Annotated in this window: 31 protein-coding genes and 1 tRNA gene; 24 read left to right on the top strand and 8 right to left on the bottom strand. The window is 53.4% G+C overall.

Annotated features, from left to right (window positions below; translation table 11 throughout):
• Window positions 1-5 precede the first annotated feature (5 nt).
• From MCON_RS11480 to MCON_RS11365, 24 genes are all read left to right on the top strand, one after another.
• The gene (locus tag MCON_RS11480) at window positions 6-416 is read left to right on the top strand and encodes a 30S ribosomal protein S19 (protein WP_048133247.1); all 411 of its coding nucleotides are present in this window, start codon (window positions 6-8) and stop codon (window positions 414-416) included.
• 9 nt (window positions 417-425) lie between these two features.
• Window positions 426-887 (top strand): 50S ribosomal protein L22, encoded by a 462-nt coding sequence (locus MCON_RS11475; protein WP_013720130.1) that lies wholly within the window; start codon window positions 426-428, stop codon window positions 885-887.
• Window positions 887-1,723 (top strand): 30S ribosomal protein S3, encoded by an 837-nt coding sequence (locus MCON_RS11470; protein ID WP_013720129.1) that lies wholly within the window; start codon window positions 887-889, stop codon window positions 1,721-1,723. The genes MCON_RS11475 and MCON_RS11470 overlap by 1 nt, the downstream gene beginning before the upstream one ends.
• A 5-nt stretch (window positions 1,724-1,728) precedes the next feature.
• A complete protein-coding gene (gene rpmC / locus MCON_RS11465; RefSeq protein WP_013720128.1) occupies window positions 1,729-1,929 on the top strand; it encodes a 50S ribosomal protein L29 in 201 nt (66 codons plus the stop codon).
• Window positions 1,926-2,219 carry a ribonuclease P protein component 1 gene (locus MCON_RS11460; RefSeq protein WP_013720127.1) on the top strand — a complete coding sequence of 98 codons (294 nt, stop codon included), beginning with the start codon at window positions 1,926-1,928 and terminating at the stop codon, window positions 2,217-2,219. Before rpmC ends, MCON_RS11460 begins: the two co-directional genes overlap by 4 nt.
• A complete protein-coding gene (locus MCON_RS11455) occupies window positions 2,216-2,536 on the top strand; it encodes a 30S ribosomal protein S17 (RefSeq protein WP_048132398.1) in 321 nt (106 codons plus the stop codon). The genes MCON_RS11460 and MCON_RS11455 overlap by 4 nt, the downstream gene beginning before the upstream one ends.
• Entirely contained in the window at window positions 2,533-2,931 is a 399-nt protein-coding gene (gene rpl14p, locus MCON_RS11450; protein WP_013720125.1) for a 50S ribosomal protein L14, read from the top strand. The genes MCON_RS11455 and rpl14p overlap by 4 nt, the downstream gene beginning before the upstream one ends.
• Before the next feature lie 7 nt (window positions 2,932-2,938).
• On the top strand, window positions 2,939-3,298 hold the full coding sequence (gene rplX, locus MCON_RS11445) for a 50S ribosomal protein L24 (protein WP_048132396.1): 360 nt from the start codon (window positions 2,939-2,941) through the stop codon (window positions 3,296-3,298).
• On the top strand, window positions 3,295-3,999 hold the full coding sequence (locus tag MCON_RS11440) for a 30S ribosomal protein S4e (protein WP_013720123.1): 705 nt from the start codon (window positions 3,295-3,297) through the stop codon (window positions 3,997-3,999). The genes rplX and MCON_RS11440 overlap by 4 nt, the downstream gene beginning before the upstream one ends.
• 5 nt (window positions 4,000-4,004) lie before the next feature.
• Complete coding sequence (locus MCON_RS11435; protein ID WP_013720122.1) at window positions 4,005-4,511, top strand: 50S ribosomal protein L5; 507 nt, start codon at window positions 4,005-4,007, stop codon at window positions 4,509-4,511.
• The gene (locus MCON_RS11430; protein WP_013720121.1) at window positions 4,508-4,660 is read left to right on the top strand and encodes a 30S ribosomal protein S14; all 153 of its coding nucleotides are present in this window, start codon (window positions 4,508-4,510) and stop codon (window positions 4,658-4,660) included. Before MCON_RS11435 ends, MCON_RS11430 begins: the two co-directional genes overlap by 4 nt.
• Window positions 4,661-4,669: 9 nt before the next feature.
• Window positions 4,670-5,059, top strand: coding sequence for a 30S ribosomal protein S8 (locus tag MCON_RS11425; protein ID WP_013720120.1), 390 nt, complete (start codon window positions 4,670-4,672; stop codon window positions 5,057-5,059).
• Between the two features lie 8 nt (window positions 5,060-5,067).
• Window positions 5,068-5,598: a 50S ribosomal protein L6 gene (locus MCON_RS11420; RefSeq protein WP_013720119.1), complete on the top strand. Its 531-nt coding sequence runs from the start codon at window positions 5,068-5,070 to the stop codon at window positions 5,596-5,598.
• Window positions 5,599-5,604: 6 nt separating this feature from the next.
• Window positions 5,605-5,979, top strand: a complete 375-nt coding sequence (locus MCON_RS11415; RefSeq protein ID WP_013720118.1) for a 50S ribosomal protein L32e — start codon at window positions 5,605-5,607, stop codon at window positions 5,977-5,979.
• 2 nt (window positions 5,980-5,981) lie between these two features.
• Window positions 5,982-6,443: a 50S ribosomal protein L19e gene (locus tag MCON_RS11410; RefSeq protein ID WP_013720117.1), complete on the top strand. Its 462-nt coding sequence runs from the start codon at window positions 5,982-5,984 to the stop codon at window positions 6,441-6,443.
• Between the two features lies 1 nt (window position 6,444).
• A complete protein-coding gene (locus MCON_RS11405; RefSeq protein ID WP_013720116.1) occupies window positions 6,445-6,954 on the top strand; it encodes a 50S ribosomal protein L18 in 510 nt (169 codons plus the stop codon).
• A gap of 4 nt (window positions 6,955-6,958) precedes the next feature.
• Complete coding sequence (locus tag MCON_RS11400; RefSeq protein ID WP_013720115.1) at window positions 6,959-7,582, top strand: 30S ribosomal protein S5; 624 nt, start codon at window positions 6,959-6,961, stop codon at window positions 7,580-7,582.
• A 2-nt stretch (window positions 7,583-7,584) separates the two neighbouring features.
• Window positions 7,585-8,040, top strand: coding sequence for a 50S ribosomal protein L30 (locus MCON_RS11395; protein ID WP_013720114.1), 456 nt, complete (start codon window positions 7,585-7,587; stop codon window positions 8,038-8,040).
• A 5-nt stretch (window positions 8,041-8,045) separates the two neighbouring features.
• Entirely contained in the window at window positions 8,046-8,423 is a 378-nt protein-coding gene (locus MCON_RS11390; protein WP_013720113.1) for an uL15m family ribosomal protein, read from the top strand.
• On the top strand, window positions 8,420-10,033 hold the full coding sequence (gene secY / locus MCON_RS11385; protein ID WP_013720112.1) for a preprotein translocase subunit SecY: 1,614 nt from the start codon (window positions 8,420-8,422) through the stop codon (window positions 10,031-10,033). Before MCON_RS11390 ends, secY begins: the two co-directional genes overlap by 4 nt.
• A complete protein-coding gene (locus MCON_RS11380) occupies window positions 10,030-10,638 on the top strand; it encodes a DUF106 domain-containing protein (RefSeq protein ID WP_013720111.1) in 609 nt (202 codons plus the stop codon). Before secY ends, MCON_RS11380 begins: the two co-directional genes overlap by 4 nt.
• A 10-nt stretch (window positions 10,639-10,648) precedes the next feature.
• Window positions 10,649-11,173, top strand: coding sequence for a (d)CMP kinase (gene cmk / locus MCON_RS11375; RefSeq protein ID WP_013720110.1), 525 nt, complete (start codon window positions 10,649-10,651; stop codon window positions 11,171-11,173).
• Window positions 11,164-12,354 carry an RNA-guided pseudouridylation complex pseudouridine synthase subunit Cbf5 gene (locus tag MCON_RS11370; RefSeq protein ID WP_083804725.1) on the top strand — a complete coding sequence of 397 codons (1,191 nt, stop codon included), beginning with the start codon at window positions 11,164-11,166 and terminating at the stop codon, window positions 12,352-12,354. The genes cmk and MCON_RS11370 overlap by 10 nt, the downstream gene beginning before the upstream one ends.
• Before the next feature lie 20 nt (window positions 12,355-12,374).
• A tRNA-Ser gene (locus MCON_RS11365) sits at window positions 12,375-12,474 on the top strand.
• 115 nt (window positions 12,475-12,589) lie between these two features.
• Here MCON_RS11365 and MCON_RS11360 read toward each other — a convergent pair.
• The 8 genes from MCON_RS11360 to MCON_RS11325 all read right to left on the bottom strand — a co-directional run bounded on the left by MCON_RS11360 (window position 12,590) and on the right by MCON_RS11325 (window position 25,981).
• Entirely contained in the window at window positions 12,590-15,781 is a 3,192-nt protein-coding gene (locus MCON_RS11360; RefSeq protein WP_013720108.1) for a helicase-related protein, read from the bottom strand.
• A 119-nt stretch (window positions 15,782-15,900) separates the two neighbouring features.
• Window positions 15,901-17,028, bottom strand: coding sequence for a Fic family protein (locus MCON_RS11355; protein ID WP_013720107.1), 1,128 nt, complete (start codon window positions 17,026-17,028; stop codon window positions 15,901-15,903).
• Window positions 17,025-21,113 (bottom strand): Eco57I restriction-modification methylase domain-containing protein, encoded by a 4,089-nt coding sequence (locus MCON_RS11350; RefSeq protein WP_013720106.1) that lies wholly within the window; start codon window positions 21,111-21,113, stop codon window positions 17,025-17,027. The genes MCON_RS11355 and MCON_RS11350 overlap by 4 nt, the downstream gene beginning before the upstream one ends.
• A 200-nt stretch (window positions 21,114-21,313) precedes the next feature.
• Entirely contained in the window at window positions 21,314-21,958 is a 645-nt protein-coding gene (locus tag MCON_RS11345; RefSeq protein ID WP_013720105.1) for an MBL fold metallo-hydrolase, read from the bottom strand.
• A gap of 24 nt (window positions 21,959-21,982) precedes the next feature.
• Entirely contained in the window at window positions 21,983-23,326 is a 1,344-nt protein-coding gene (gene purB / locus MCON_RS11340) for an adenylosuccinate lyase (RefSeq protein ID WP_013720104.1), read from the bottom strand.
• A gap of 67 nt (window positions 23,327-23,393) precedes the next feature.
• Complete coding sequence (locus MCON_RS11335; RefSeq protein WP_013720103.1) at window positions 23,394-23,975, bottom strand: hypothetical protein; 582 nt, start codon at window positions 23,973-23,975, stop codon at window positions 23,394-23,396.
• 112 nt (window positions 23,976-24,087) lie between these two features.
• Window positions 24,088-25,026, bottom strand: a complete 939-nt coding sequence (locus tag MCON_RS11330) for a nucleoside recognition domain-containing protein (protein WP_013720102.1) — start codon at window positions 25,024-25,026, stop codon at window positions 24,088-24,090.
• A 61-nt stretch (window positions 25,027-25,087) separates the two neighbouring features.
• Window positions 25,088-25,981, bottom strand: coding sequence for a class I SAM-dependent methyltransferase (locus MCON_RS11325; RefSeq protein ID WP_013720101.1), 894 nt, complete (start codon window positions 25,979-25,981; stop codon window positions 25,088-25,090).
• Window positions 25,982-26,002: the final 21 nt, after the last annotated feature.

The raw sequence follows: 26,002 nt of genomic DNA, 5'->3' as shown, positions 1-26,002 counted from the left end.
TAGTTTTGGCAAAGAAAGCAGGATCCAAGCTTCCCAAGAGAAAGGAAGAGTTCTTGTATCGGGGCCGGAAGATGGCCGACCTCGCCAAGTTAAGCATAGAGGAGCTTGCCGGGCTGTTCCCAGCGCGGCAGCGCAGATCGATCAAGAGAGGTCTTGCCAAGGAGAACAAGAAGCTCCTTGCAAACCTGAAGAACAAAGACTCAGTTCGAACCCACATCCGGAACATGCTAATTCTGCCGGATATGGTGGGCAAGAGCATCGAGATCTATAACGGCAAGAGCTTTGAGAAGGTAGAGGTCATGCCCGAGATGATCGGGCACTTCTTCGGCGAGTTCGCTATGACGCGCGGCCGCGTCCAGCACGGAGCCGCAGGCGTAGGCGCTACCAGATCAAGCAAGTATGTGCCGCTGAAGTGAGGTGTGAGATTGGGCAGATTGAACTATTCGCTTACGCCTGCAGAACGCTCTTCAAGGGCCATGGGGATGGAGCTTCACATCTCACCAAAGCATGCCCGCGAGATCTGCAGGACGCTAAGAGGCATGCGGGCTAACCGTGCCCGAGACTATCTGGAAGATGTTATCGCTTTGAAGAGGCCAGTTCCCTTCAAGCGATACAACAGGAATGTAGCCCACAGGCACGGCCTGATGGGCTGGGATGCAGGCAGATATCCCGAGAAGGCGGCACGAGAGGTCCTGAAGGTCCTGGATAATGCCATCGCCAACGGCGAGTACAAAGGCATGGAGTCCGAGAAACTCAGGATCTACCATGCCGGCACTCTCACGGGCAGAACCATCCAGGGCTGGATGCCCCGGGCCATGGGAAGAGCAACCCCTAAGAACACCCAGACCGTGACCATAGAGATGGTCCTGACCGAGGTGAAGAGCTGATGTCCGTCGAGAAGAAGTTCGTGGCCGAGGGCATAACCAAAGCTCTGGTCAATGAGTATCTGGCTGATGAGCTGGAGAGAGCAGGATACGGCGGCATGCAGATGAACCGCACCCCCATGGGCACCCAGATCACCGTCTATGCGGAAAAGCCGGGAATGGTCATAGGCAAAGGCGGCAAACTCATCCGCAAGATAACCCGTGACTTGGATCGCAGGTTCCACCTGGACAATCCCCAGATAGATGTGCAGGATGTGGGTCGGGGCGACCTCAACGGCCGAGTGGTGGCCAACCGTCTGGCATCATCCCTGGAACGGGGCTGGTACTTCCGGAAGGCCGGCCAGTCCATGATGCGAAGGGTGATGGACGCAGGGGCTTTGGGCTGCGAGATAGTGATCAGCGGCAAGCTGACCGGTCCACGATCCCGAACAGAGAAGTTCATCGCCGGCTACATCAAGCATTCCGGCAAGCCGGCCATAGACCTCGTGGATCGGGGCTACTCCGTAGCGGTAAAGAAGCTGGGAGTCATCGGCTGTCAGGTCAGGATCATCCCACCGGATGTCCGGCTGCCAGACGACTTCCAGATTGAAGCTCCACAGGCGCCACCGGCACCAGAACCAGCACCATCAGCCGCTCCTGCTCCTGTGCCCGCGCCAACACCAGCGCCCGCTGAGGAGAAGAAGAGCGAACTGGATCAGCTCCTGGAATCAGAGCCCGAGGCGGCCGAAGTCAAGCCTGAGCCCCTGGAAGAGCCATCCATGCCTGCAGAGAACGCGACAGAGATTGCTCCCCTTTCTGAAGAGAAGGCAGAGAGCGAGTCCGTCCTTAAGGATGAGTGATCCAAATGGCCATCTTCAAGATTGATGAGATAAGAAACATGAACGCGGAAGAGATATCCGAGGAGCTGCATAAGCTCGAGAGTGAGCTCATCCGCGAGAGAGGCGTCGTCACTGCTGGTGGCGCCCCGGAGAAGCCGGGGAGGATTAAAGACATCCGCAGGACGATTGCCCGGATCAAAACGGTCCAGACGGAGCGAAGGAAGTGAAGCTCAACCCCACGAACCTGGCGAGACACGAGCTCATTGGCCTGGATGTTCAGGTCGAGTCCAACAGCGAGCCGGGTATCGTCGGGCTCAGGGGAAGGATTGTGGACGAGACCAGGAACACATTCCTTTTGGAGACAGAGCGCAAGGTCTTGCGCATTCCAAAAAAGAATGCCAGCCTGACCTTCACCCTGCCCGACGGGCAGAGGGCGAGGGTCGCAGGCTCGGTTTTGATCTCGCAGCCTGAGAACAGAATAAGCAAAAGAATGCAGAGGACGAGGTGGAAGTTATGAGGGATATCGGACTGGACGTAGCCCCCCCGGAAAAGGAGTGCAACGATCCCAAGTGTCCCTTCCATGGTACCCTTCCTGTACGCGGCCAGGTCTTCAGTTGCACTGTGGTCAGCGACAAGATGGATAACACCGTGGTAGTTATGCGCAAGTTTGAAAAGAAAGCAACGAAGTACGAACGATTTGAGAAGAGGCAGTCCAAGATCCATGCGCACAATCCTCCATGCCTTGAAGCCAAGGCCGGAGATCGTGTCAAAATAGCTGAGTGTCGGCCCCTCTCCAAGACCAAATCCTATGTGGTAGTGGAGGTCTTGAAATGAGAGGACAGAAGGCCAAGATCCCAAGGGCGATCAACACTGGCGCATACCTGGATTGTGTAGACAATACAGGTGCGCGGACGCTACACGTTATCTCGGTAAAGAACTATCGAGGCGTGAAAAATAGACAGCCCTGCGCAGGAATCGGGGATATAGTGATCGTGTCCGTTAAGAAGGGAACTCCTGAGATGAGAAAGCAGATCTTTAAAGCTGTCATCATCCGCCAGAGGAAGGAGTTTCGCAGGCCCGACGGCCTCAGAGTGAAGTTCGAGGATAACGCCGCCGTCATAGTGGACGATGAGGGCGTACCCAAGGGCTCCGAGGTCAAGGGACCCGTGGCCCGTGAGGTAGCGGAGAGGTTCGGCAAGATCGCCTCCGCGGCATCCATAATTGTGTGATGATTCTATGATTACAAAACAGCCCAGAAAGCAGCGGAAAGAGAGGTACACTGCACCGTTGCATCGGCGTCAAAAGTACATGCATGCTCCCTTAAGCCGGGCCCTGCGTGAAGAGCTGAAGAAACGCAATGCTCAGCTCCGCAAGGGCGATACGGTCAAGGTTGTACGTGGAGATCACGCCGGCACAGAAGGTGCAGTCGAGGACGTAGACATCAAGAGATGCACCATAAAGGTAGCGGGAGTGAGCAACTACCGCGCCGATGGAACTGAGGTGCCCAGAACCATTCACCCCTCGAATGTGGTAATCGTCAAGCTCGAGCTTGAGGATGCAGAGAGGGAGAAGATCTTTGAGAGGCGATCTGAATGAGCCGACATCAGAAGAGGCTGACTATCCCGGTTAGCTGGCCGGTGGCCAGAAAGACCAGCGTATGGGTCCCCAAGAGCAGCCCAGGCCCTCATTCCTCTCAGGAGAGCATGCCTCTCTTGATGGTGATCAGGGATATGCTCAAGCTGGTGGATAACGCCCGCGAGGCCAAGAGGGTCCTTTATGAGGGCAAGGTTCTGGTGGACGGCAAATCCCAGAAGGATCATAAGCTCCCCATAGGCATATTCGATGTGATCGGTTTGCCGCTGCTCGATCAGCAATACAGAATGCTGAAGGACGAGAAGGGGATGTTCTATCTGAGTCTCCTTGAGCCGGGAAGTGCGAGAAAGCTGGCCCGGATCGAGAATAAAACCGTCCTCAGAGGCAATAAGCAGCAGCTCAACCTATCCGACGGCTCGAATAAGCTGGCGGAAGGTGACTACAAAGTGGGCGACTCTCTGGTTCTCTCTATACCCGAAAAAGATATCGATGAAAGGATCGAGTTCAAGGTCGGCAATCTGGCCATGGTCGTGGGCGGAAAGCACAGCGGCCAGACTGGGAAGATCAAGGATATCATAAAGGTGAAGAGCTCTCAGCCCAACCGGGTTATAATATCTGGAGACAAGGAGTTCGAAACCATTGAGGAGTACGTCTATATGATCGGAACGGACAGTCCCGTCATCAAACTGGGGGCCGCCAGATGAATATAATGCTCGAGCCCCGCATCGACAAGGTCGTCGTGCATGTGGGGGTAGGAGAGAGCGGTCAGAGGCTGGTGAACGCCGAGACTATCATGAAGACGATCACCAAACAGCAGCCAGTTCGCTCCATGGCCAAGAAGACTCTGCCCACATTCAACATAAAAAAGAAGGAGCCAATTGGCGCCAAGCTTACCTTGCGAGGGAAAGCAGCGGAGGACTTTCTGGCCATAGCCCTCAAAGCCGCGGGCAACAGCCTGAGGATGAGCCAGTTCGATCAGCAGGGCAACTTCTCTTTTGGTATCGAGGAGCACACCGACTTTCCCGGGATGAGATATGACCCGGAGATAGGCATCTTCGGCATGGATGTCTCCGTAGCTCTGAAGAGGGCCGGCTACAGAATCGCCCGGAGAAGGGTGTCTAAAAAGAAGCTGCCAAGCAGGCAGAGGCTGGGTCAGGACGATACCGTGGAGTTCATCAAAAAGAAGTTCGGCGTTGAGGTCTTGGAGGCAGCATGAAGAAAGGCAAGAAGGTCTATGGAAGAGGAGCAAACGTTTGCAAGCGTTGCAGCCGCAAGAACGGCCTGGTTAGAAAGTACGGTATCTACCTGTGCCGGCAGTGCTTCCGAGAGATAGCCCCTGAAATGGGATTTGAAAAGTATTCGTAGGTGGTTGCGTTGTTATTGGATCCACTGGCCGATGCGATGTCCGTTATAAAGAATGCGGAGAGCGTAGGCAAGCCTGAATGTATCATCCATCCCGCCTCTAAAGTCATAGGCAGGGCCCTGAAGGTCATGGCGGATAGGGGATACATCGGCGAGTTTGAGTTTATCGATGATGGAAAGTCAGGAATGTTCCGGGTGAAGCTCCTGGGAAGGATCAACCGCTGCGGTGTCATCAAGCCGCGGTTCTCCACCAAGGCTACGGAGATGGAGAAGTGGGAGAAGAGATTCCTCCCTGCCAAGAACTTTGGGGTGCTAATACTGAGCACCAACAAAGGGGTCATGGCCCACTCTGATGCCAGGGCCCAGTCCCTGGGAGGACAGCTCCTGGCGTATGTATATTAGGTGGTCTGATGGTCAAAGAGATTGCGCGACAGGTAGAGATCCCGGAAGGAGTTACAGTCTCCGTGGACAGGAATGTCGTCACGGTTAAGGGGCCAAAAGGCGAGTTATCCCGGACGCTCTCCTATCCCGACCTGGAGATCCGCAAAGAGGATCTTCAGGTGATCGTAAATTCCAGGGTCGACCGCAAGCGCCACAGAGCAATGGTGGGAACGCTGGCCTCTCACATAAACAATATGGTTACCGGCGTTACTAAAGGATATGAGTACAGGATGAAGGTCGTGTACTCTCACTTCCCCATCCAGCTCAAGGCAGCTTCCGATGAGTTGATCATAAACAACTTCCTCGGCGAGAGGAAGTCTCGATCTGCTCGAGTTCTGCCGGGAACCAAGGTCGAGATAGGCAAAGACGAAGTCGTGATTACAGGCATGGACAAGGAGAATGTTGGCCAGACCATGGCCAATATCGAACAGGCGACCAGGGTGCATGGCTTCGATGTCAGGATATTCCAGGATGGGATATACCTGATAGACAAGAGGTGAATTCGGATGGCAGAAAGATTGCTAAGAGTCAGAACCAGGCAGAAGTCCAAGAAGCCCGAGTTCAACTTTCATGATTCACATAAAAAGAAGAAGCTTGGCACAAGTTGGCGAAAGCCCCGTGGCCTGCACAATAAGCTCAGGCAGCATATAGCTGCCAAAGGCCGGGTTGTCCAACCTGGCTTTGGAAGCCCAAAGGCCGTTCGAGGATATCATCCCAGCGGAATGGCTGAGATTAGGGTGAACAATGTGGCAGAGCTGGCAGCCGCTCAAGGTTGCGCAGTGCGTATTGCCTCTGCCGTGGGGATGAAAAAACGGCTGGATATTCAGGCTAAGGCTGCGGAGATGGGGCTCAAGATCCTCAATCCCAAAGGAGGGGCCTGAACATGCCGGGATTTACCACCCAGCGAAGGCTGGCGGCATCTGAGCTGAATATCGGCGAGAGTCGGGTCTGGATCAATCCCGATCCTGAGTTGGCAGGCGCCCTGGGCGATGCTATCACCCGGGAGGATATTCGCTCTCAGATCAGCGATGGCAACATCAAAGCCAAGCCCAAGAAGGGCAACAGCCGGGGAAGGATCAGGGCCAAGAATGCCAAGAGAGCCTACGGCCATTGCAAGGGACCTGGACACAGAAGGGGTGCCAAAGGCGCTCGCAGCCCACGCAAAGAGCTGTGGATGACCAAGATCCGGGCTCTGCGAAAGAGGCTCAGGGAGCTGCGGGATACTGGTCAGATCGACCGGCATGCTTACCGACTGCTCTACCGCAAATCCAAGGGTGGAGAGTACAGGAGCACAGCGCATATGAATTCCTTTATAAAGGCCAAGGGCCTTGCTCGGGGTGAGTGACTTGGCAACTGGACCGAGATATAAGGTTCCTCTCCGCAGAAGGAAAGAGGGCAAGACCAACTATCATGTCAGATACAAGCTACTGCTATCCAAGAGACCGAGAGTTGTAGTCAGGAAGAGCAATGCCAGCACCACTCTGCAGCTGGTGGTGGCAGAGCTTGAGGGTGACAAGACCCTGCTGACGGTCAACTCCCGGGAGCTCAAAGGATTCGGCTTCTCCTCAGCTGTCGGCAATCTGCCTGCAGCATACCTTACAGGCCTGCTCTTCGGCAAGAAGATGCTAGCTATTGGGGTAGAAGGAGGAGTAGCAGACATAGGGCTGCATGCCTCCACCAAAGGGAACAGGATCTATGCCGCCATTAAGGGGGTAGTAGATGCAGGAGTAGATGTGCCCCACAGCCCCGAGATCTTCCCGGATGAGGAGAGGATCCGAGGGGAGCACATAAAGAGCTATACTGGAAAAGACACCGTAGCCCAGTTCGAGGCTGCTAAAGAGAAGATACTGGGGTGAGTGTATGGATCAGAAGAAGAAACGCGATTTTTACCAAGAGGAGTGGGTCCCCAAGACGAGGCTTGGAAAGCTGGTCTATGAGGGTCAGGTAACCACTTTCGATGAGGCCATTGCATCCGGCCTGCCCATAAAAGAGGCCGGACTGATAGATGCGCTCATTCCAGGGCTCGAGGACGAGGTTCTGGATATCAACATGGTTCAGAGGATGACCGACTCCGGAAGGAGGGTCAAGTTCAGGACCACAGTAATTGTGGGCAACAGAGACGGCTACATTGGACTGGGCGAGGGAAAGGATGTCCAGGTGGGAAAGGCCATCAAAAAGGGCATCGATAACGCCAAGAGGAACATTATGAAGGTGAACCGGGGCTGCGGCAGCTGGGAATGTGGTTGCGGCCAGCCTCACACTGTGCCCTATCAGGTAGTGGGTGAGTCCGGAAGCGTTCGGGTAGTTCTCATCCCTGCGCCTCGTGGCTTGGGCATTGCGGCCGGAGATACCAGCAAGAAGGTCATGGATATGGCCGGAATCAAGGATGTCTGGACCAGGACCGCAGGCTCCACCAGGACCACCATCAACTTCGCTAAAGCGACATACAACGCGCTCATCAATACCATAACTGTGAGGGCCTGAAGATGTTTGCCATAGTGAGATTGAGAGGGGAGGTGAACCTCAGGCCGGATATCAAGGACACCCTGGCTATGCTCCATATTCATAGGGTCAACCACTGCGTTGTGGTCAAAGAAGACCCCCATTACCGGGGCATGATCCAGAAGGTCAAGGACTACGTGGCCTGGGGCGAGATCGATGATGATACTCTGGCAATGCTGTTAGAGAGAAGGGGCAGGCTGAGCGCCAACCGACGCCTGACAGAGCAGTATTTAAAGGAGAATACACCTTATTCATCTTTTAAGGAACTGGCCAAAGCCATCAACTCCGGCTCTGCCAGTCTGAAAGATCTGCAAATCAAGCCCATATTCAGGCTGCACCCTGCTCGGAAGGGCTTAAGAACTACCAAGAAGACCGCTCAACAGGGTGGAGATCTGGGATTCCACCAGAATTTGGCGGATCTTATCAAGAGGATGAGGTAGAAAAAATGGTTAGACCAAAGACCAAAGAAAAGAGAGGTCATAGAACCTACCACGGCAAGCACAAGAACATGCGCGGAGGAGGAACCCGTGGCGGCCGTGGAGATTCAGGCAAATGCAAGCATCACTTCATGAGATCCATCCTTCTTGGCACCGAAATGGGTAAGCATGGCTTCGTCCGGCTGCCTTTAGCTGAGGAGGTAGATGTGGTCAATGTCGATGAGCTGGACCAGCTGGCCGGCCAGGACGGCAAGGTTGAGATCAATGAATTGAAGGTTCTCGGTCGAGGTAGGGTAACCCGGAAGCTGGAGGTTAAGGCTTTAGGATTCACTGCCGCGGCTAAGAGCAAGATCGAGGCTGCTGGTGGTCAGGCAGTAGTAGTATGAACCAGCAAAGTTTCTTTTATGCGATAGAGCCCTTTGTGCGCCGGCTCCCTTCGGTGGAACGGCCCACAGGGCACGTCCATTTTAAGAGAAAGCTAAGCTGGACTCTGGCCATATTGCTCCTTTACTTCATCCTTGGAAACATACCTCTATTTGGCCTCTCTGCGGCATCTATAGACCTCTTCAGCTCTTACCGTGCCTTTTTCGCCGGATCCTTCGGCACGATGATGCTTTTGGGCATCGGTCCCATCGTTACCGCATCCATTGTGCTCCAGCTTCTGGTTGGCGCGGAGATCATCAAGCTCAATCTGAGCGATCCCCGGGATCAGGCCATCTATCAGGGCACCCAAAAGGCTCTGGTCTTTCTGATGGTTGCCGTAGAGGGCTTGCCCCAGGTGCTGGGCGGCTATCTCCTGCCTGATGAGGGAGTAGCGAACGCTTTAGGCGTATCCCTGGGCATAATATCCTTATTGATATTTATTCAGGTCTTTATTGGCGGATCCCTTATTGTTTATATGGACGAGGTTGTGTCCAAATGGGGCGTAGGATCAGGAGTGGGCCTGTTCATCGTGGCGGGAATCAGCCAGCAGCTGGTCACCGGTCTGATCAATCCGGCTACAGGCGAAGCCGGCCTCTCGGTGGGGATCATCCCCAAGTGGATTGATATCATCAGGCTGCAGCTGATCAGCTTTGACACACTCTTCACCTCTGAAGGCATCCGGTTTATCATGATCACCGGAGGAATTCTGGCCCTCATATCCACCATTCTGATCATATTGCTGGTCGTTTTGGTGGAGTCTACGAGAATTGAGATTCCTCTGGCCCACAGCCGGGTGCGGGGTGCAAGAGGCCGGTTCCCGGTTAAGCTGGTCTATGCATCAGTCCTTCCCATGATCCTGGTGAGGGCTATTCAGGCCAATATCGAGATGCTGGGGGCATTGCTGGCATCAAGGCTTGGAACAGTCTCCACAGCTACTGTGACTGGCGAGGGAGTGACCACGGTCTATACCGGCTACTCCAGCCTCCTGGGCAATTTCATATCTCAGTCCCAGTTTGATGCCGCCACCGGCGCTGCCATCAGCGGACAATCACCCCAGCCGGTATCAGGGCTCATGTATTTCCTCTCGCCCATAGGAGGGCCGGAAGACTGGATTCCCAGCATGGTGACCACCTCTACTGCGGGGATGGCAGAGCTTGGATTCTCGCCCATTGCCGGCTGGCAGATCCTCTTGCATGTGCTCACAGATTCCGCTTTCCTGATCATCGGCGGCATTCTGTTCGCCATATTCTGGATTGAGACCACTGGTATGGGACCCAAGAGCGTTGCTGCCAAGATCCATAACTCGGGACTGCAGGTCCCCGGTTACAGAAGGAATCCCGCTTCAATTGAGAAGCTAATGGAGCGGTACATTCCTAAAGTGACTGTGATCGGCGGCGTGATCATTGGGGTTTTGACCCTGATTGCCAGCCTTATGGGAACCCTGGGTGGTGCAGGAGGCACTGGTCTCCTTCTGGCGGTGAGCATAGTCTACCGGCTCTATGAGCAGATAGCCAGCGAGCAGATTCAGGAGATGTACCCGATGATGCAGAAGTTCTTTGGAGCTTCCGCATGAAGCAATCCATGTCCAGTACGCTGGACAGAGCGGCCCTGGTACTGGGCATCCTCTTTTTTTTGGGGGTGATGATCGAGGATTACAGGAACCTCTTAGGGCAGGTCATGGATCACCTTCTGGGATGGCTGCCCCAGACGGGGCTGTCCTTTCCGGTCATCCTCTTCATCCTGGCGGCCATTACCGGCCTTTATGCCAGCCTGGTTCAGAAGTACACTATGGACTGGGATTTTATGCGCCGCCAGCAGGAGAAGATGAGAGCCCTGCAGGCCAACATGAAGGCAGCTCAGCTGGCTGGGGACCAGTCTAAGGTTCAGTCTCTGCAGACTGAGCAGATGAAGATGGTCTCGGAACAAGGAAAGATGATGCAGATGCAGTTCAAACCCATGCTCTACATCGGCATCATATCTATTCCCCTCTTCATGTGGATATATTTCTACATTCATAACTCCGGTGGAATCAACATGACCTTTCCCTTCTGGGGGACGCATAGTATCACCGAAATGGTTCTGGGGCCGATCCTCTACTGGTTCTACTGGTATTTCGTCTGCTCTCTGCCCGTATCGCAGATCATCAGAAAGGCTCTGGATATAGGGAGCATGAGCTGAAGATGATAATATGATAATCACCGTTAGCGGCTCGCCGGGCACTGGGACCACCACCCTGGCCCGGGCTCTTTCTGTCCAGCTTGGCCTCCCCTGGGTCAACTCCGGGGAATTGTTCCGCAAGATCGCCAGCGAGAAGAACATATCAGTCAAGGAGATGAACCGCATGGCAGAGAAGGGACCGGAGATCGATTATCTGATCGATGATGCCCAGAGGTCTCTGGCCAAAGAGAGACAGGGAGTCTTCGAGGGCAGATTGTCCGGGCACCTTCTGGATGCCGATCTCAAAGTGCTCTTGAAGTCCGATCTTAGGACAAGAGCGGAGCGCATATCCAAGCGGGAGTCCAAGCTGCTGGAGGATGCCTGTCAGGAGACGAGGCTGCGGGAGGAGAGCGAGGCCCGCAGGTACAAGAAATACTATAACATCGACATCAATGACCTCAACGTATACGATCTGGTGGTGGATACGGGCAGGTTCAATGAATCGGGAACTTTGGCCATAGTGCTGGCGGCGGCGAGGTCAAGGCAATGTCCGTGATTCACAGGCCTAAAAGGGAGGGTTCATCGTCATCCGGAGATCGAGGCTCCCGGCCACCCTCAAAATCCTCAAACCGGTCTGATAGACATTCGTCTTCCACTCGACCGCGCTCCTCTTTTCCTGAAAAAAAAGGTGCATATGTCGCATCCGGCTCCAAGACCCTTCCTGCGGACAAGAAGAGGTCGGTCCTGGTCAAAAGGAATGGTAAGACAGATCCCGCTTATGGCACTCCACCTCTCGAGCGGAGCCTGGAGATGCACCTTCGTTTAGGGGCGATCAATCTGGACAAGACCTCCGGGCCGACCAGCCATGAGGTTGTGGCCTGGGTGAAGAGGATTCTTGAGGTGGAGAAGGCTGGACATAGCGGCACTCTCGATCCCAAGGTGACTGGCATCCTGCCCGTTCTCCTGGGGGATGCAACAAGAGTTATGGATACCCTTCTTCTGGCGGGAAAGGAGTACATCTGCCTGATGCATGTTCATAAGCCAGTGCCAAAAAAGCAGATCACCGATGTCTGCGGTCAGTTTGTCGGACCCATACTGCAAAAACCTCCCCTGAAGTCATCCGTGGTCAAGGAATTGCGCACCAGGACCATCTATTATCTGGAGGTGCTGGAGATCGAGGGGCAGCATGTGCTGATGAGGGTGGGCTGCGAAGCTGGAACCTACATCAGAAAGCTATGCTACGATATCGGCCTTGCCCTGGGCACGGGGGCGAACATGGAGGAGCTGCGCCGGACCCGGGCCGGTCCTTTTCGCGAGGATGAAACCCTGGTCACCCTGCACCAGCTGATAGATGCCCATGTAAAATATATGGAGACAGGGAATGAGAACCTGCTTCGCAGGGTGATTTTGCCGGTGGAGGCAGCTTTAGTGCATCTGCCCCGACTGGTGATAGCGGACAATTCGGTGGATGCCATATGTCATGGCGCGCCCCTTGCTGCCCCCGGCCTATTAAGTCTGCAGACGGAGATCAATCGGGGCGATGGTGTGGTGCTCTTCACGCTGAAAGGAGAAGCAGTGGCCGTTGCCCAGGCGGAGCTCTCGAGCGAGGAGATGCTTGCCTCAAAGTCTGGAATCGTGGCTGCGACCGAAAGGGTAATAATGGAGCCGGGCACCTATCCGAAGGCGTGGAAGCTGGCTGAAAGGGACGGCTCCACCCAGCCGGAAACGAAGCGATAAAACCAAAAATCCAAACCTGTGCCGAGGTCGTCTAGCGGTAGGGCGCCAGCCTGGAGTGAGTTTCTCCTGGATAGCTGGTGACTCGCAAGGGTCTCGTGAGTTCGAATCTCACCCTCGGCGCTATTTTACCCGTAAGATGCTTGGGCAGTACGGGCTGGATATCAACGACCCCAAGGAGACGCATGTTCTGCTGGGCTGCTCGCCTGGATATCTCATCTTCATGACAATTGCGATTCTACCAGTTGGTGATGGCATCTTGAACCTTCAAATCTGTTGGAGTGAGGAACTCGTATCCCACCACAGTCAAGTCCTGTGGATTCAGCTTTATACATCTTCTTTTCTCATGGCGGCTTGAGTCAATCTTATACCGCATGAAGAGGGATCTTATGGAAGCGAGCAAAACCTTGGCATCCTGATGAATCCTATAATCTTGATAGAATTCAAAGAACTCATCCTCCCAGGCAACCAGGTTCTGCCTATTCAGTATCGCATAAATCTCAGAAGCATCTTCTCTGGAGATCCTGCCTGCACTAAGTGCAGCAAGAATCATGCCTCGAAGCTCACGTTGGTGCTTGGAGCCTGTCTTTTGGGCATTCTTCGCATCTAGAGGAGAATTTATAATCGATATCAGCTCCTCTCTGGCCTTGGCATCAATTCCTTTGAACAGCCTAAAAGCTTCTAAGCCTTTCAGTGGGATATGCAGTGGATCGTTTTCATCGCATTCCATCCTTTGAAAGATCCAACTCACATCATTGTAGTGCTCAAACCTTTTTCCCTTGAAATCATAGAATAAAAGATGTATTCCCTCCAAGGATTTAATCTCTCGGTAAAATATGATCAAGCCACTCTCCTTAGAGATCTTTCCGCTTCTCTTTCCTGAGCTTATGCCTTTTAGCCCTTTTTCGCCCTCTTTTCGCAAATGAGTTAGGATCATCTGATAGGGGGTTCTTGCAGGCAGAAGCTCAGAATCTCTTTCCATGTCATCCAGAACTGTCTGATCTTGTTTTGCAATCCTGGCCAAGGCATTAAAGTTCTTAGGGGTCTCTTGTTCTCCAAGAATGGTAGAAGGCTCTCCGATTGTCTCGGAGATCTTTTTTATCTTCTCCTCAAGTCGCCTCACCAAGCCGAGAATATCTTCAAGTGCATTCTCTGGCCAGAAAACCGCTGCAGTAACAATTTCGTAATCGCTACCGATACGATCCACTCGGCCCACTCTCTGCACTATGCGCATGGGATTCCAGGGAAGATCGTAATTTATGACGTAGTTGGCGTCTTGCAGGTTCTGGCCCTCAGATAAAACGTCGGTACTGATGAGAATATCCGTCTCCTCTGGGATAGTGCCGGAATCCAGCTTATTGGCCTTTGGAGCGAAGGCCATGATGATCTTCTCTCGCTCGTTGGCTGCGGTCTTTCCGGTAAGGATGTTGATTTTTTTCCCCTGCTTTTGTAGATGCCCTTTGAGATTCTTGTAGATGTATTCGGCGGTGTCCATGTACTGGGTGAACAGCAGGCACTTCTTCCCGTCGCTTTCGAAGACTCTATCCTCAGCTAGAAGCTCTCCTAATGCCAAGAGCTTTTTGTCGGCGTAAGCAGGTATCCGATCCAGATCTCGCTTTAGGACTAGCAGTCTCTCCAGATCTTCTTTGAGGTCTCTTTTCATCTGTAGCTTATCGTACTCCGCGGTCAGGGGAACAAGTTCGATCTTTTCCATTTCAGCGAAGAAAGCTGCTTCATCCTCTAGAGAATTGCCTATTTGATTGAGAGCCTTTCTGAAGGCCTGGCTGCTCAAGATCTTGCCTGAAGCCAAGATCTTGTCGAAATACTCGTAGAATTTCACCAGCCGGATGATGCTGGTTCTTATAGCCTCTACGCTGCTTTCAAACCTCTTGAGAAGACCGAACTTCTGCAGCTCTGCACGCAAATCAGCCTCTTTCCTTGCTTTGTCCTCCAGGGTCTTGATGTAGAAGTCAGCTCGATAGGGCACAAGGTGGAGACCTTCGATGGTATCCAGCACTTTATTGTAGATCTGGTCTCCGAAGAGAGCGGTAAGGCTGTACTCCACTTTTCGAAGCTGTCTCTTAGGAAAGCGGACCGGCTTTCCGTTGATGGTGGTCTGTGGGTAGTTATCGATTATGAATTGTCTTGTCCTTCGGATCATGATCTCGTCTAAGAGGCGCACTATTTGCTCTATTCCTTCCGTCAGTTCTTTTCGTTCTGCCGACAAGAAATGGCTTCTCAGATCAGGAATTCCCAGTTCTGCAAAATAGGAATCATCTCCGGCTGTGATTAGAGTAAGCTGATGATAGAGGTCAAGGAGGGAGTTGTTCACGGGCGTGGCGGTCATGAGCACCACCATCTTCCTCTTGCCTCCGGCGATGAGCTTTAGAAGATTTGCGTACCTATTGGTGGAAGCGTTGCGATAGTTCTGGCTCTCATCGATTACCAGGAGATCGTAATCGATGTACTTCTCCGGTTGGAAGCTCGCCGTACCAGTTCTCTCGATGGTGACGTTCATGGTCTTTATGCTCTCCTCCATGAGCTTTGGCTCCCAGACGGCCTTGAGAACCTGTGATGGAGCGATCACCATGGCCTTCAATCTTCTTACGGCAACGTACTCTCGCAGCAGCTCCAGGGCTATGTGCGTCTTGCCGAGGCCCGTAGAGTCCGCGATTAGCACGCCATTGTACTTGGCGAGAATTCTTTTGGCAGAGCTGAAGGCGTCCTGCTGAAATCCGGCCAGCTCCAGTATCTTGCCCTTATCCTGCTCCAGTTCCTCTAGCCTTGGCCGGTAGTACTCGTAGAGGAACTTCATGTACATCTGGAATGGGTCTAGCGGGTGGCCGAATTTGGAATCCTCCAGGACTCGGATAATCTGCTCCTTGATGTCCGCTCCCTTAGACCATCTTCTCTCAAACCATTGCTCTACCAGATTTTGGGCAGATGGCTGGTAGAGGGCGGCATTCAGCTCGATATTTTTTTTCAGGCCCGGCCTGGTGAAGTTGCTTGATCCCACGACGGCCAGATCATCAAATATGTAGCACTTGGCATGGGAGAAACGTTCAGGATTCTGGCGCAGCTCCACTTTCTCCTGCCTCAGGAATTCGACCAGATCGCTCACGAGAGCAGCGTAATTATCATTTATGGTGAGCCCCTCCAGCTCCTCGGGCAGGGAGCCTTCTGCCTCAGCTTCGCACTGCGGTGTGGCATCCTTCTTGACCACGGCCTCATTGCCGATCAGAAGGCGGAGATGAAAATCATTCTTCTTGGCGGCTTCTTGGAGGGGGCTTCTCAATTCAGCATAGCCCTCCACGTTGAAATAGCCCGTGGCAATGGAGACTCGGCCGTCGTTATCCTTCAAGGCGTTTTTTAGGAACTCGGCCATAGTGCCGTCCTCGTTGTCGATGATCTCCTTTTTGCTCTTGCTCAATTTAGCACCTCTATCAATTCGTCTCCCCACGTCACGGATGACGGGCAAATCCATCTGTGCGTCACAATTGCGTAGATATGACGCGCAAATTCATTTGCTCGTAACGAATGACGTGCGATTCATTTACCCTCTCTCTCAGTTATATCAAGAAGCCCAGAGAATAGATATACTGGAGAGCGGCTTCCCTTTCCCTCACGAAGCAGCCGCAAGATTCCCTTCTGCTCCAATCTCTCAACAATCCTCTGCGCAGTTCTGTTCGGAATCCCGGATTTTATTGCGAAGTCGCGGGAGCTGATGACCGGGCTGGAGAACAAGACATCAATTGCCTGGACGGAGTATTGCGAGCGTGTGATCTCTGGAACCTGCGTTTTCATGTCGTTGAACAGATTCAGAATCGACCTTGCTTTAACGCTGTTCTCTTCTGATTGTAGAACAATGGCTTGAAGGAAAAAGGATATCCATCCGTTCCAATCCCCATCCCTGGATATCGCAAGCAATCGCTCATAGTAGGTTTCCCGGTTTCGTTCTAAGTAGGCGCTGATATAGAACGTGGGCCGGGAGAGTATTTTCTTGTGATACAGGATTATGGGCACAATCATTCTTCCGATTCTGCCATTTCCATCCAGAAACGGATGAATCAGCTCAAACTGGGCTTTGAGGATGGACAACTGGACGAGCGGGTCTCTTTCATTGCTGTAGAGGTATTCCTCCCAGTTGGATAGGGCATCCATCAGAATTGAGGGTGCCGGCGGAATGAAGGTTGCTCTCTCGATGGGAGTGCCAGGAGGTGCAATGTAGTTTTGGATGTGCCGGATCTCGCCGGGGTCCTTGTGCCCTCCTCGAACGCCTGTAAGAAGTATGCGGTGGAGGTTTCGAATGGTGTTGATGCTGAATGGTCGGGCTGCCAGTTCCTCAACCGCTGCACCCATCGCTCTTCGATAGTTGATTATCTCGTGAATGTCCCTGATCTGAGGGGTATCAGGAATTTCTTGATCCGGCCTGGGCTCTCCAACATCGGCCTCGTATTGCAGGACCTCCTCCAGCGATGCTTGAGTGCCTTCAATCCGCGATGATAAGACGGCCTCACGAGTGGTCAGCGGCGATAGCAGCACCTGAGGATTTACCATTCCCAGAAGAATCCCATCGTATCGAGCTAGAGCGGCGTTGGCCTTGCCGATGAGGGTTACGTGCCTCTCCCAGTCTATGATCTTCAGGGGCAAAGTATCGGGAATATAGGGTTCGATCATTCCGCACCCCCATGGGCAGGGCTTTTTTCCAGAGCATCGAAGTACCCCATGACCCTCCGCCGCACCTCACCATTGAACTTACGCATGAGGGTGTCGCTCCATTTTATCTCCTCCAAGCTCTCAAGCCCCGGGTCCTCCTCGAAGCTGGCAAAGCTCTCCAGGATTACAGCCAGATCCTCACGAGAGAGGCCGTAGTGACGGGCTACCAGGGCGTTTAGCTCCGCGGTCATCTCCAGACGCTCCTTCATGGTGAGGGGACCAAAGGGCACGTCCATCGCCTCCGCTAGCTCCCGGAAACGCTCGTCTGGGGAGCTAAGGCGGGCGGCTAGCTGGATGATTTTTTGGGCGGTACTATTATGATAATTAGCGGGGATGGGTGTTTGGTATACGTAGAAGAAGTTGAGATTTATGCTAACGCGAGTTCGAATCAGGAAATCAAACACAAATGAATCGAAAACGCCAGCTAAATAGCCAATAAATTGCAGATAACTCTTCCCCTTTTGAACACAGTTGTTTTCGAGTGGAATTGTTAACGGCGCCTTATTCGAACAGAGTGTTTTTGGCGGCAAGATGCAAGCAATCATGCTACGCACATTTGTGCTGCTTGCTATATCTCTAAAAGCCAATCTAGGCATCATATGCAGGAATCCGTTCATTCCGTCTTTGTAAAATTTGCACCTTGCTGTTCTCTTCAGCCCTTGGTCAGGATCTACGGTAAAGATGGGCTTCTCGTAATCCGGCAAGAACTGGTGGAAAGATTTGCCTTCGATGAGTGGCCAGCCCTGACCATCGCTGCGGAAAAGCTTGCTGTCATTGGTTCTGTGCAGTTCGGCGACAAGGCCTACATGCCATCCCTTCTCCGGGTCTCCCAACAGGGGATGCGCCCTGCAAAGCTTGGTGAACACTCGCAAATGCTGCTGGTTTCTCACCTCAGGAATGGAGAGACTATCTGGGGCACAAATCCGGACTAACTCCATAGGCATCTCCAGAAACTTCTCCTGCTCTGCCTTTCCCTCCAGGGCCCTTACATCCTGCAGGTAGAAAGCCGCCGGAAATACGGGAACTGGCTCGTCCTTGTCCCAGAATAGTAAGGCAAATTTATAGCTTCGATGAACATCCGGAAAAATTCCTCTTTTGTTCTCAAACTCAAAAATGCCTCTGATCTTTCCCTCAAACAGCTTCTCCCTAAGCGGTTTTCCCCCTTCATCCGTGATTATGCCGGATGGCACAACGACAGATAACGTCCCGCCTTTTGCCAGAAGGCGCATGCCTCTTTCCATAAAGAGCTTCCAGAGATTGGTGTCCCCGCTTCCTCTCAGAGAATACTCAGAAGACCGATAAAAATTGATGCGCTGCTCGATCTTTTTTCTGTAATCCAGGTAAGCGGCTTTGGCTGCTGGGTCCAGGAGCAGCTTCTCCATCACTTTTCTCTTCTCAGGTTTGCTCTTTATTCTGCGAAAACCCGGGGATAGGTTGGAGAAGAAATCGTCATCCTCTGGCTTGACCACATCCCAGGGTGGGTTCATCACCACCAGGTCAAAGCCCCACTCCGTCTCTATAAAAGCATCCGGAAACTCATACTCCCAGTGAAAGGCTCGGAACTGCCGGGTCAGGCTTGCGTCTTCGGCCTCTGGATCGATGATGGATGCCACCTGCAGGTCCAGCAGCTCCTCCTGGGGCTTTGTCATCTGCCTCGCCCGCTCGTAGCCCTCCTTGCTTTGTCGCAATTCCTCTAGATTCAGGTCATGGGACTGGCTGACACTATGAAAGAGGGCTTTGCCTGCCGCTTCAAGCTCTCCTGTCCACTGTCGCAGGCGGGTCTGCCGCTCCTCCTGCAGGCTGTTTCGCCATAGTCCCATGAGGCTGTCTCCGCAGCGCATGTGATGATCCAGGAAGGTAAGGGGCGTTCCAATTGTGAAGGACTCCAGCCACAAGGAGAGCTTGGCCAGCTCCACGGCCATGGGATTGATGTCCACGCCAAAGACGCAGCGCTTCATTACCATTCTCTTCAAGATGACGGCATCAGTGAGTTGATCGGCATCAAGCATTATGCCCCTATTGGCCTGCTCCTCCAGGACCATCCTTCTATCCTCTTCCACCTGGGTATTGAGGGGAGCATCCGGGTTCTCATGCAGAAGCGAGATGGCCCAGGAGGTTATCTCATTGGCGGCCGCCACCAGAAAATGACCGCTTCCCATTGCCGGGTCCACGACCTCCAATCCCAGGAGATCGTCGATGCTCTTCATCTCAAGATTTGGGTCGCTGCCCTTCAAGGCGCGGAGCTTTTCCATGTCCTGGCGAAAGAGCGCTTCTCGGCGCCGGAAATGAGGCTTGAGCCCCTCTTTGGCAAGAAATCTGACAATACCGTCTGGGGTGTAGTAGCTGCCGGTCCCTTTCCTAGCCAGTCCCCCTACGGTCAGGTAGATCTCGCCTGCAGGGATGAAGCTCTTGGGCTTGGCCTGCAGATCTGAGGCGAAGGTAGCATCAAGGATGGTCAGGCCGTTCTTGCCGGCACTATCCTTATAGACCATCAAATCGGTGGCAGCCTGCTTGACGGAATATTCGAGCAAGGCCTCATAGATAGAGCCGAGCTGCCGGACGCCCAGGTTCAAGTAGTCGATGCCGGTTCCCGAAGAGAGCATCAGGTCCTTAATGGCTGGGAGGAGATGGTCGTTGACGATCTTTTTGCCATCTACTTCATCTTCTGCAAATAGTTCTCCATCATACTCCGGCATCTGGGCGGCCGGGTTTCCGCAGTGGATCATGCGGAAAAGTGCCTGCAGCGACTCCCAGGCCTCTGTCCCAGAATGAACCTTCTCCAGAGCATTTAAGCGCGACCGCATATTTTCCAGGGAGACTGCACGATAATTTTCGTTTTGCATGGGCAGCAGCCCCCTGGCCTCGGCATAGAGTACGAATAGCAGCCTATACAGCAGCTTCAGCGCCGTTTTCTTGCCCTGCTCAAGGTCAGCTTCGCTGTAACGTCTTCTTTTATCGAAGACAAGCGTGCTCCTCACCAGATTGAGGAATAACTGATCGTTGAATACCTTGCTGCGCAAATCCTCTTCCAGGCCATGGCCAATTATGATGCTTCCTTCGTAGATGAGATCTATATCCGAAATCCCGCCCTTCCGGACAAACGATAACGCAGAGAATATTGCAGCCAAGAAAATCAGGCGCTGATCCGATGGATCCGATAATCCCTCCAGGTTCAGCTCGAAGAAGCTGGTACTCTCAGAGGGCGACTTCTTGCAGTATATCCTCCAAAGAGGGCCATTGCTCAAGAGTGCCCAGTTGAAATCCCGCAGCTTGGCAACCGCCTGGTAGCTGGGCGCAGCCATCTCTCCAGTCCTGAAATCCAAGGAGTCAACGGGAGCAAAGATGCAGCAGACGTCCAGCTCTTCGCCTTTAAAGTCAAGAGCGTATTCAGGATATCCGGAACTTGTCTTTTTATGGGCATTGAAGCCCAGGGCCTCCAAGATGCTCACTGCCTGCAGAGGATCCGAGAAGACACACTTATCAATTTTTGAAAAAAGATCTTGAGCCTCCTTGGAAAGATTGCGCCCTCGCTCAGACATCTTCTTTGTCAGACGCTCCTTTAAGAAGTAATTGGAAAATAGGCCCTTGTTTATGAAAATGGCTCCCACGGACCTCTCCAGAAGCTCTTTGGCCGCCTGAAGCGAGGCATGGGCCATCAAGTCGTCTGATTTAAGATCAAATTTTCGAAGAGCATTCGCCGCTTCATCATAGTCCTCGGACTTTCGCAGAAGCTTGAACAGAGGCTTTTCCCCCTTCCCCTTCCCGAATGTCTTTATCACTAAGACCGCGGCTTCTCCCAGATCGGCTAGGAGCATGAAGTTCTCGGCAGATATTCCAGAGCTCAATCTTCGTATCTCAGATTGCCTTGCGCTGGGGGCATAAATATGCCAGAAGGGAATTGCCAAGTCGGAGGTGAAGCATTTCCAGCTTGTGGGAATGGGCTTGGTTTTAGAAAAGGCAAAGGAGCAAGTTGACCTTTCGCTCTCAGCTACTTTCAGTGCCTCAAAAATTTTTTGAATAAACCTCTGTGCGAGCACGTCTGTCATATGATTAGGCGCCTCCTTCTGGAAGAGATTTTGTAATATCGTGGAGATAGAAGCGCACAAGGTCTGCTGCAAACCCAGATAGATAATAATCGACTCTCTTAAATACTATGCGGCGTTCGCTCATCCTTCCCATCCCTTCGACTTCTTCAATTCTGAATTATCTCTCGATATAGCTTTCGGTAGCTGCTATTTCCTTGACTTTAGCGGGAGGATGCTGTCATGAGCCCAACAAATCGTTCCGGGCTCTCTTCCTGAAGGGAAAACGGACGGTCGTGGCCTGGTATGACCACATCCGCAATTGCGATAATCTTGTTCATGCTGGCCACCGCCAGGGCGCGATCGTAGTGCACTGCCGGAGGAACCTTTTTTTGGAAGTTGCCTAAAGTGGGCAGGGCGTCCCCTGCTATCACCACTATCCGGGTCGCCGGCGCCGTTCCATCCCCTCTGGGAGGATGGATGGCAGCATCGACCAGCACGGATATGCTGTCCGGGCTGTGGCCGGGCGTGGCCAGGGCCCGAACGCCGGGTGCGATCAGCTCTCCATCTTTTGGATATATCGTCTTAGCCCGGGAAAACAGCCGGTTGTTGGCGCAGTGGTCGGGATGGGAATGGGTGTTTACAATTATGTCGATATCCGACTTCTCCAGCCCCAGGTCAGCCAGAGCCTTCAGTATCTCTTCCTCATCTCCCACCTGGCCGGTGTCCACTATGATCCACCCCCTCTCTGTCTTGATCAATGTCACTGAGGAACGGGCGTCCAGGATGTTGCCCCCCTGGTCCCGCAGGATCGAGCCCGGCTTGAGGAGAAAGACCCTGGGCAGCATCTTATCCGGCCTCATTCCCATCGGAGTTCACTTTTTCCGGCCGATCTAAGCCAGGTAGAGCTTTTTCAGCTTCTCGTTGAGCCTTTCCACCTGCAAGACGGCAGTGCCGATGTACTGATGAGGATCAAGAAGGGCGCTGATCTCCTCAGGCTTCAGGAAACTTCTGACCGTCTCGTTCTCCAGGAGAACGTCTTTGAGATCCTTTTTCTCTTCAAAGGCAGTCATGCTGCTCTGGCGCATGATCTCATGGGCCTGCTGGCGGCCCACTCCTTTTTTGGCCAGCTCCACCATCACGTTCTCCGCCATGTTCAGGCCATGCAGGAGCATGAGGTTTCGCTCGATGTTATCCGGCCTCAGCCTCATATTGCTCAGGGTGCGAACGGCCAGGGCGAGGATGTGGTCGGTGAATATGAAGGCCTCCGGAAAGACAACCCGCTCGCAGCTGCTGTTGGTCAGGTCGCGCTCGTCCCACAGGGGAATGTTCTCAAAAGCGGGGATGAGCTGCGCCCGTACCACCCTTGCCAGGCCGCAGATCTGCTCGGACTTGATCGGATTTCTCTTGTGGGGCATGGTGGATGAGCCCACCTGCTTTTTGCCAAAGCCCTCTTCCACCTCGGCGATCTCCGTCCTCTGCAAGGTCCTCATCTCGATGAATATCTTATCCAGGGTGGAGGCGACGAGCGCCATCCAGCATACCATCTCTGCATGCCTGTCCCTCTGCACCACCTGATTGGAGACGTCCACCTCGAACAGCTCCAGGTGGCTCATAACCCTCTCCTGAATCTCCATGCCGAACCGGCCATAGGCGGCCTGGGTCCCCACGGCGCCAGACATCTTGCCCACTGCCGCCCGGGGTCGCAACTCCTCGAGCCTCTGGATATGGCGCCCAACCTCAGAGGCCCAGATGGCGAACCTCAATCCGTAGGTGGTAGGCACTGCTATCTGGCCGTGCGTCCGGCCGGCGCAGACCAAATTTCTGTTCTGCATGGCCAGGTCCAGGAGAAGAGCGAGCATTTTTTTCAGCTTCTCCTCCAGGATTTCCAATGAGGCCTTGATCTGCAGTCCGGTAGCGGTATCCAGGATATCATTGGAGGTCGCCCCCAGGTGGATCCACTCCCCAAACCTGGGGCTCTCCTCGGCCAGGGCGAGCACAGTGGCCATCATGTCATGGCCGATCTCATCCTCGATCTCCTTGGCCCTCTGGGGCCGGGTAACCTCTGCCGCCCGAGCGATCTCCTCTGCCGCCCCGGGGGGAATCATTCCCAGCTCCTCTTCCGCTTGAGCCAGGGCCGCCTCCACCCGGAAGAGACAGCGCAGCCTGAAATCCTCTTCCCAGATGGCCTTCATCTCTCGTGTGCCATATCTGAACTCCATGGGGCGAATAGACATGGCAGGATGGATGGCAGAGGGGATTGATGGAGCTTTTGGTCTGAGAGATAATCGAATATCTTATCCTCTATCTCTTCATCCGCCAAAGGACGAGGATCAGCACAAGGCTTGCGGCCAATGCCCCTGGAGCGGGGCTCTCCTTCTGGCTTTCAGCGGGCTTGTCGGGCTGGGCAAGAGGTTCCGTCTCAGGCTCTTGGAATTCTCCTTCTTCTGCATCCTCCAGGGCGGGCTGATCCACTCTCACAGGCTCAGAGGCACGATTGCCACTTCTTCCAATGATGTTGACATAGCCGGTCTTCTTTCCGGAAGGGGCACCAGCGACGACCACATCTGCCACAAAGGAGTAGTTGCCGGGAAGAAGATCTCCCGCCGCAACAATACAATCATAGTTGGTCACTCCCTGAGGGAAGATGTTCTGGATCTTCTTGGGGCAGGTGATCGTCAGCCCCTCTGATACATTCCTGAAGACCAGTTCCACATAGGCTCTGTCGCTTCCCAGTCCCTTGACCGAGACCGTGAAGTTGGCCTCGCTATTAGGCAGCATCTCCACCGGTGTGATATCGATCACCTGAAACCAGTACGATGCATTTGCCTGGCCCGGAAGAAGCAGAAATACGGCCAGCAGAAGGAGGAAAAAGCAAGCTCTCATAGGATTTAATTGTCTGGATGATTATAAAGATGTTTCGGAAAGCGGCGCAATATCCATCATACGACTCTTTCACCCCCATAAATTGGGAAAGGCGAGAGCTCTGAATTCTAATTCAAGTGGCGAAGAGTAGCAGCAGCAGTACAAGCAGCCTTACCATTATGCTGATGCCCGCTGATACGGCGGTCAGGGAGACTCCCAGCCTCACGCCGAAGATCGACGTATAGTTGGGCAGAGTTGACCTGATGGTGAAGACGGGCAGCATGAACATGCTTCCCAGCATCAGGACCATCAGGGCTTTCAGCTCCGATATACCGCCATTCTGGATCAATGGTCCGAGGAGGACGATTCCCGCCTTGGGGCTGGCCACATAGATGGTCAGCGGTATCACAGTCTCTGCTGGGATCCGGAAGATGCTGGCAAGAGGCGCCACGTTCAGCGACTGCAGTAATCCCGCATCGCTCAAATAGAGAACGAGAAATGTCATAATGAAGTAAAGTGATGCGATCCGCAAAAACAGCTTTTTCTGACCGCTCAGTGATTTTCGGCCAGCATCGATGATGCTCTTCTCCTTTGCAATTGGTGAAGGCTCTAAAGAGGAGATGACCTCTCCTGCCAGATAGGCTCTGCCCAGGATTATGACAATCAAGAGCTTGATCAATCCCGTAGACAGAGACACAACAGCATAAGCTCCTCCCACATAAAGGCCCAGCACCGGAACTACAAAGGCCAGCTGATAGGTGAAAAGCTCTCTGAAATAGACCGGAACGCTGTTCATCAGAGCGGAGAGAAAGGCCTGACGATCGCTCAACTGCCCATCATGCCGGAGCCTGGCCGTCATGGCATTTGCTGCCAGGGCAGATCCCAGGCCTACCACAAAGGTGGAGGCTGCGGCTGCAGGCAGGCGGGATAATGAGACCAGGGGACTGGCAAGATAGGAGAACCTCTGAAAGAGGCCCATCTCATTCATGATGCCGGTAATAAAAAGCATCAGGAATACGGTGCCCATAGTATAGACGGTCCCGTCCAGAGTCTGCCAGAGTATATCGATCAATTCCGCTCCCAACCTCCGAGCTGAATGAACCTTCAGAATGGACTCGAGGTCGAATCAGCCCTCATATCCGGGCAGCACTGTCCTCTTGCGGGCCATATCCGCAAGAGCTGTCCTCCTGCTTCTCCCACCATATCTTCACCCGGATCGATGAGCCGTTCAGAACAAATGCCCCCTCCTCCCATTTCATAGCCTTTTCCAGATAATCACGCAGCACAGCCTTTTGTTCTTTGGTATCAGCCCGGGCCTGGGGGGCAAGCTCTGCCACCGCATCCTCCAGGGTGGAGTGGCGCTGATCGTGCTTCATCCTGAAGGTGGTGATATTCGGATAGATGCCCATCTGGTAGAGCACATTGTAGAGCACGTCGCTCATTGGACCGCAGATATAATTCCTTCCATGCAATCTGGGCCAAAGCTCCTTCCACATCCCGCTCCAGGTGCTCTCCCCGGCGAAATGGTAGAGATAGATGTATCTGGATGAAGCCTGGATCATCTTCTCAATGGCATCGCGGATGTCCATCATCCCTAAAGAGAAGGATGCAACCACTACATCATAAGGAGGATCCAGATCCCTGGCCACATCCACCTCCTCCCAACGCTTCTGGACGATTGTGATGTTCTCGACGCCATACTCGGCCATCTTCTCTCTCATGACGCTGCACATGCCGTCTGCCGGCTCCACCGCCGTTACATGTGTCGCTTTTTGGGCTAAGGGGATGGCCAGGGTGCCGGGCCCGGCGCCGATATCCAGCACGCGAGACTTTTCTGTGATATCCGTCTCCCAGATAACTCTTTCAATCCTGTTCTGCTCCTTTTTGCACATATCCCAGAATCTAAGAGCGCTCTCTTTGCTGCTCCAGATGCGGGCACAATCCCTGCCGGGGCTTGACTCTCTGCTCCGCTTCATCTGGCTCTTCCAGATCTCGTTCCAGTCGATATCTTTTCCTGGGTCGATCATTGTTGCTGCATCCTCTCCTAT

Source organism: Methanothrix soehngenii GP6 (assembly GCF_000204415.1).
Classification (GTDB): domain Archaea; phylum Halobacteriota; class Methanosarcinia; order Methanotrichales; family Methanotrichaceae; genus Methanothrix; species Methanothrix soehngenii.
Note: the sequence above shows the minus strand (reverse complement) of the source record. Positions and strands in the feature narration are given on the sequence as shown.

Excerpts from the sequence above, each read along its gene's own strand:
- MCON_RS11470 (WP_013720129.1), top strand. The coding sequence starts at position 887 with ATGTCCGTCGAGAAGAAGTTCGTGGCCGAGGGCATAACCAAAGCTCTG.
- rpmC (WP_013720128.1), top strand. The coding sequence starts at position 1,729 with ATGGCCATCTTCAAGATTGATGAGATAAGAAACATGAACGCGGAAGAG.
- MCON_RS11455 (WP_048132398.1), top strand. The coding sequence starts at position 2,216 with ATGAGGGATATCGGACTGGACGTAGCCCCCCCGGAAAAGGAGTGCAAC.
- rpl14p (WP_013720125.1), top strand. The coding sequence starts at position 2,533 with ATGAGAGGACAGAAGGCCAAGATCCCAAGGGCGATCAACACTGGCGCA.
- rplX (WP_048132396.1), top strand. The coding sequence starts at position 2,939 with ATGATTACAAAACAGCCCAGAAAGCAGCGGAAAGAGAGGTACACTGCA.
- MCON_RS11440 (WP_013720123.1), top strand. The coding sequence starts at position 3,295 with ATGAGCCGACATCAGAAGAGGCTGACTATCCCGGTTAGCTGGCCGGTG.
- MCON_RS11435 (WP_013720122.1), top strand. The coding sequence starts at position 4,005 with ATGCTCGAGCCCCGCATCGACAAGGTCGTCGTGCATGTGGGGGTAGGA.
- MCON_RS11430 (WP_013720121.1), top strand. The coding sequence starts at position 4,508 with ATGAAGAAAGGCAAGAAGGTCTATGGAAGAGGAGCAAACGTTTGCAAG.
- MCON_RS11420 (WP_013720119.1), top strand. The coding sequence starts at position 5,068 with ATGGTCAAAGAGATTGCGCGACAGGTAGAGATCCCGGAAGGAGTTACA.
- MCON_RS11415 (WP_013720118.1), top strand. The coding sequence starts at position 5,605 with ATGGCAGAAAGATTGCTAAGAGTCAGAACCAGGCAGAAGTCCAAGAAG.
- MCON_RS11410 (WP_013720117.1), top strand. The coding sequence starts at position 5,982 with ATGCCGGGATTTACCACCCAGCGAAGGCTGGCGGCATCTGAGCTGAAT.
- MCON_RS11400 (WP_013720115.1), top strand. The coding sequence starts at position 6,959 with ATGGATCAGAAGAAGAAACGCGATTTTTACCAAGAGGAGTGGGTCCCC.
- MCON_RS11395 (WP_013720114.1), top strand. The coding sequence starts at position 7,585 with ATGTTTGCCATAGTGAGATTGAGAGGGGAGGTGAACCTCAGGCCGGAT.
- MCON_RS11390 (WP_013720113.1), top strand. The coding sequence starts at position 8,046 with ATGGTTAGACCAAAGACCAAAGAAAAGAGAGGTCATAGAACCTACCAC.
- secY (WP_013720112.1), top strand. The coding sequence starts at position 8,420 with ATGAACCAGCAAAGTTTCTTTTATGCGATAGAGCCCTTTGTGCGCCGG.
- MCON_RS11380 (WP_013720111.1), top strand. The coding sequence starts at position 10,030 with ATGAAGCAATCCATGTCCAGTACGCTGGACAGAGCGGCCCTGGTACTG.
- cmk (WP_013720110.1), top strand. The coding sequence starts at position 10,649 with ATGATAATCACCGTTAGCGGCTCGCCGGGCACTGGGACCACCACCCTG.
- MCON_RS11370 (WP_083804725.1), top strand. The coding sequence starts at position 11,164 with ATGTCCGTGATTCACAGGCCTAAAAGGGAGGGTTCATCGTCATCCGGA.
- MCON_RS11355 (WP_013720107.1), bottom strand. The coding sequence starts at position 17,028 with ATGATCGAACCCTATATTCCCGATACTTTGCCCCTGAAGATCATAGAC.
- MCON_RS11350 (WP_013720106.1), bottom strand. The coding sequence starts at position 21,113 with ATGACAGACGTGCTCGCACAGAGGTTTATTCAAAAAATTTTTGAGGCA.
- MCON_RS11345 (WP_013720105.1), bottom strand. The coding sequence starts at position 21,958 with ATGGGAATGAGGCCGGATAAGATGCTGCCCAGGGTCTTTCTCCTCAAG.
- purB (WP_013720104.1), bottom strand. The coding sequence starts at position 23,326 with ATGTCTATTCGCCCCATGGAGTTCAGATATGGCACACGAGAGATGAAG.
- MCON_RS11335 (WP_013720103.1), bottom strand. The coding sequence starts at position 23,975 with ATGAGAGCTTGCTTTTTCCTCCTTCTGCTGGCCGTATTTCTGCTTCTT.
- MCON_RS11325 (WP_013720101.1), bottom strand. The coding sequence starts at position 25,981 with ATGATCGACCCAGGAAAAGATATCGACTGGAACGAGATCTGGAAGAGC.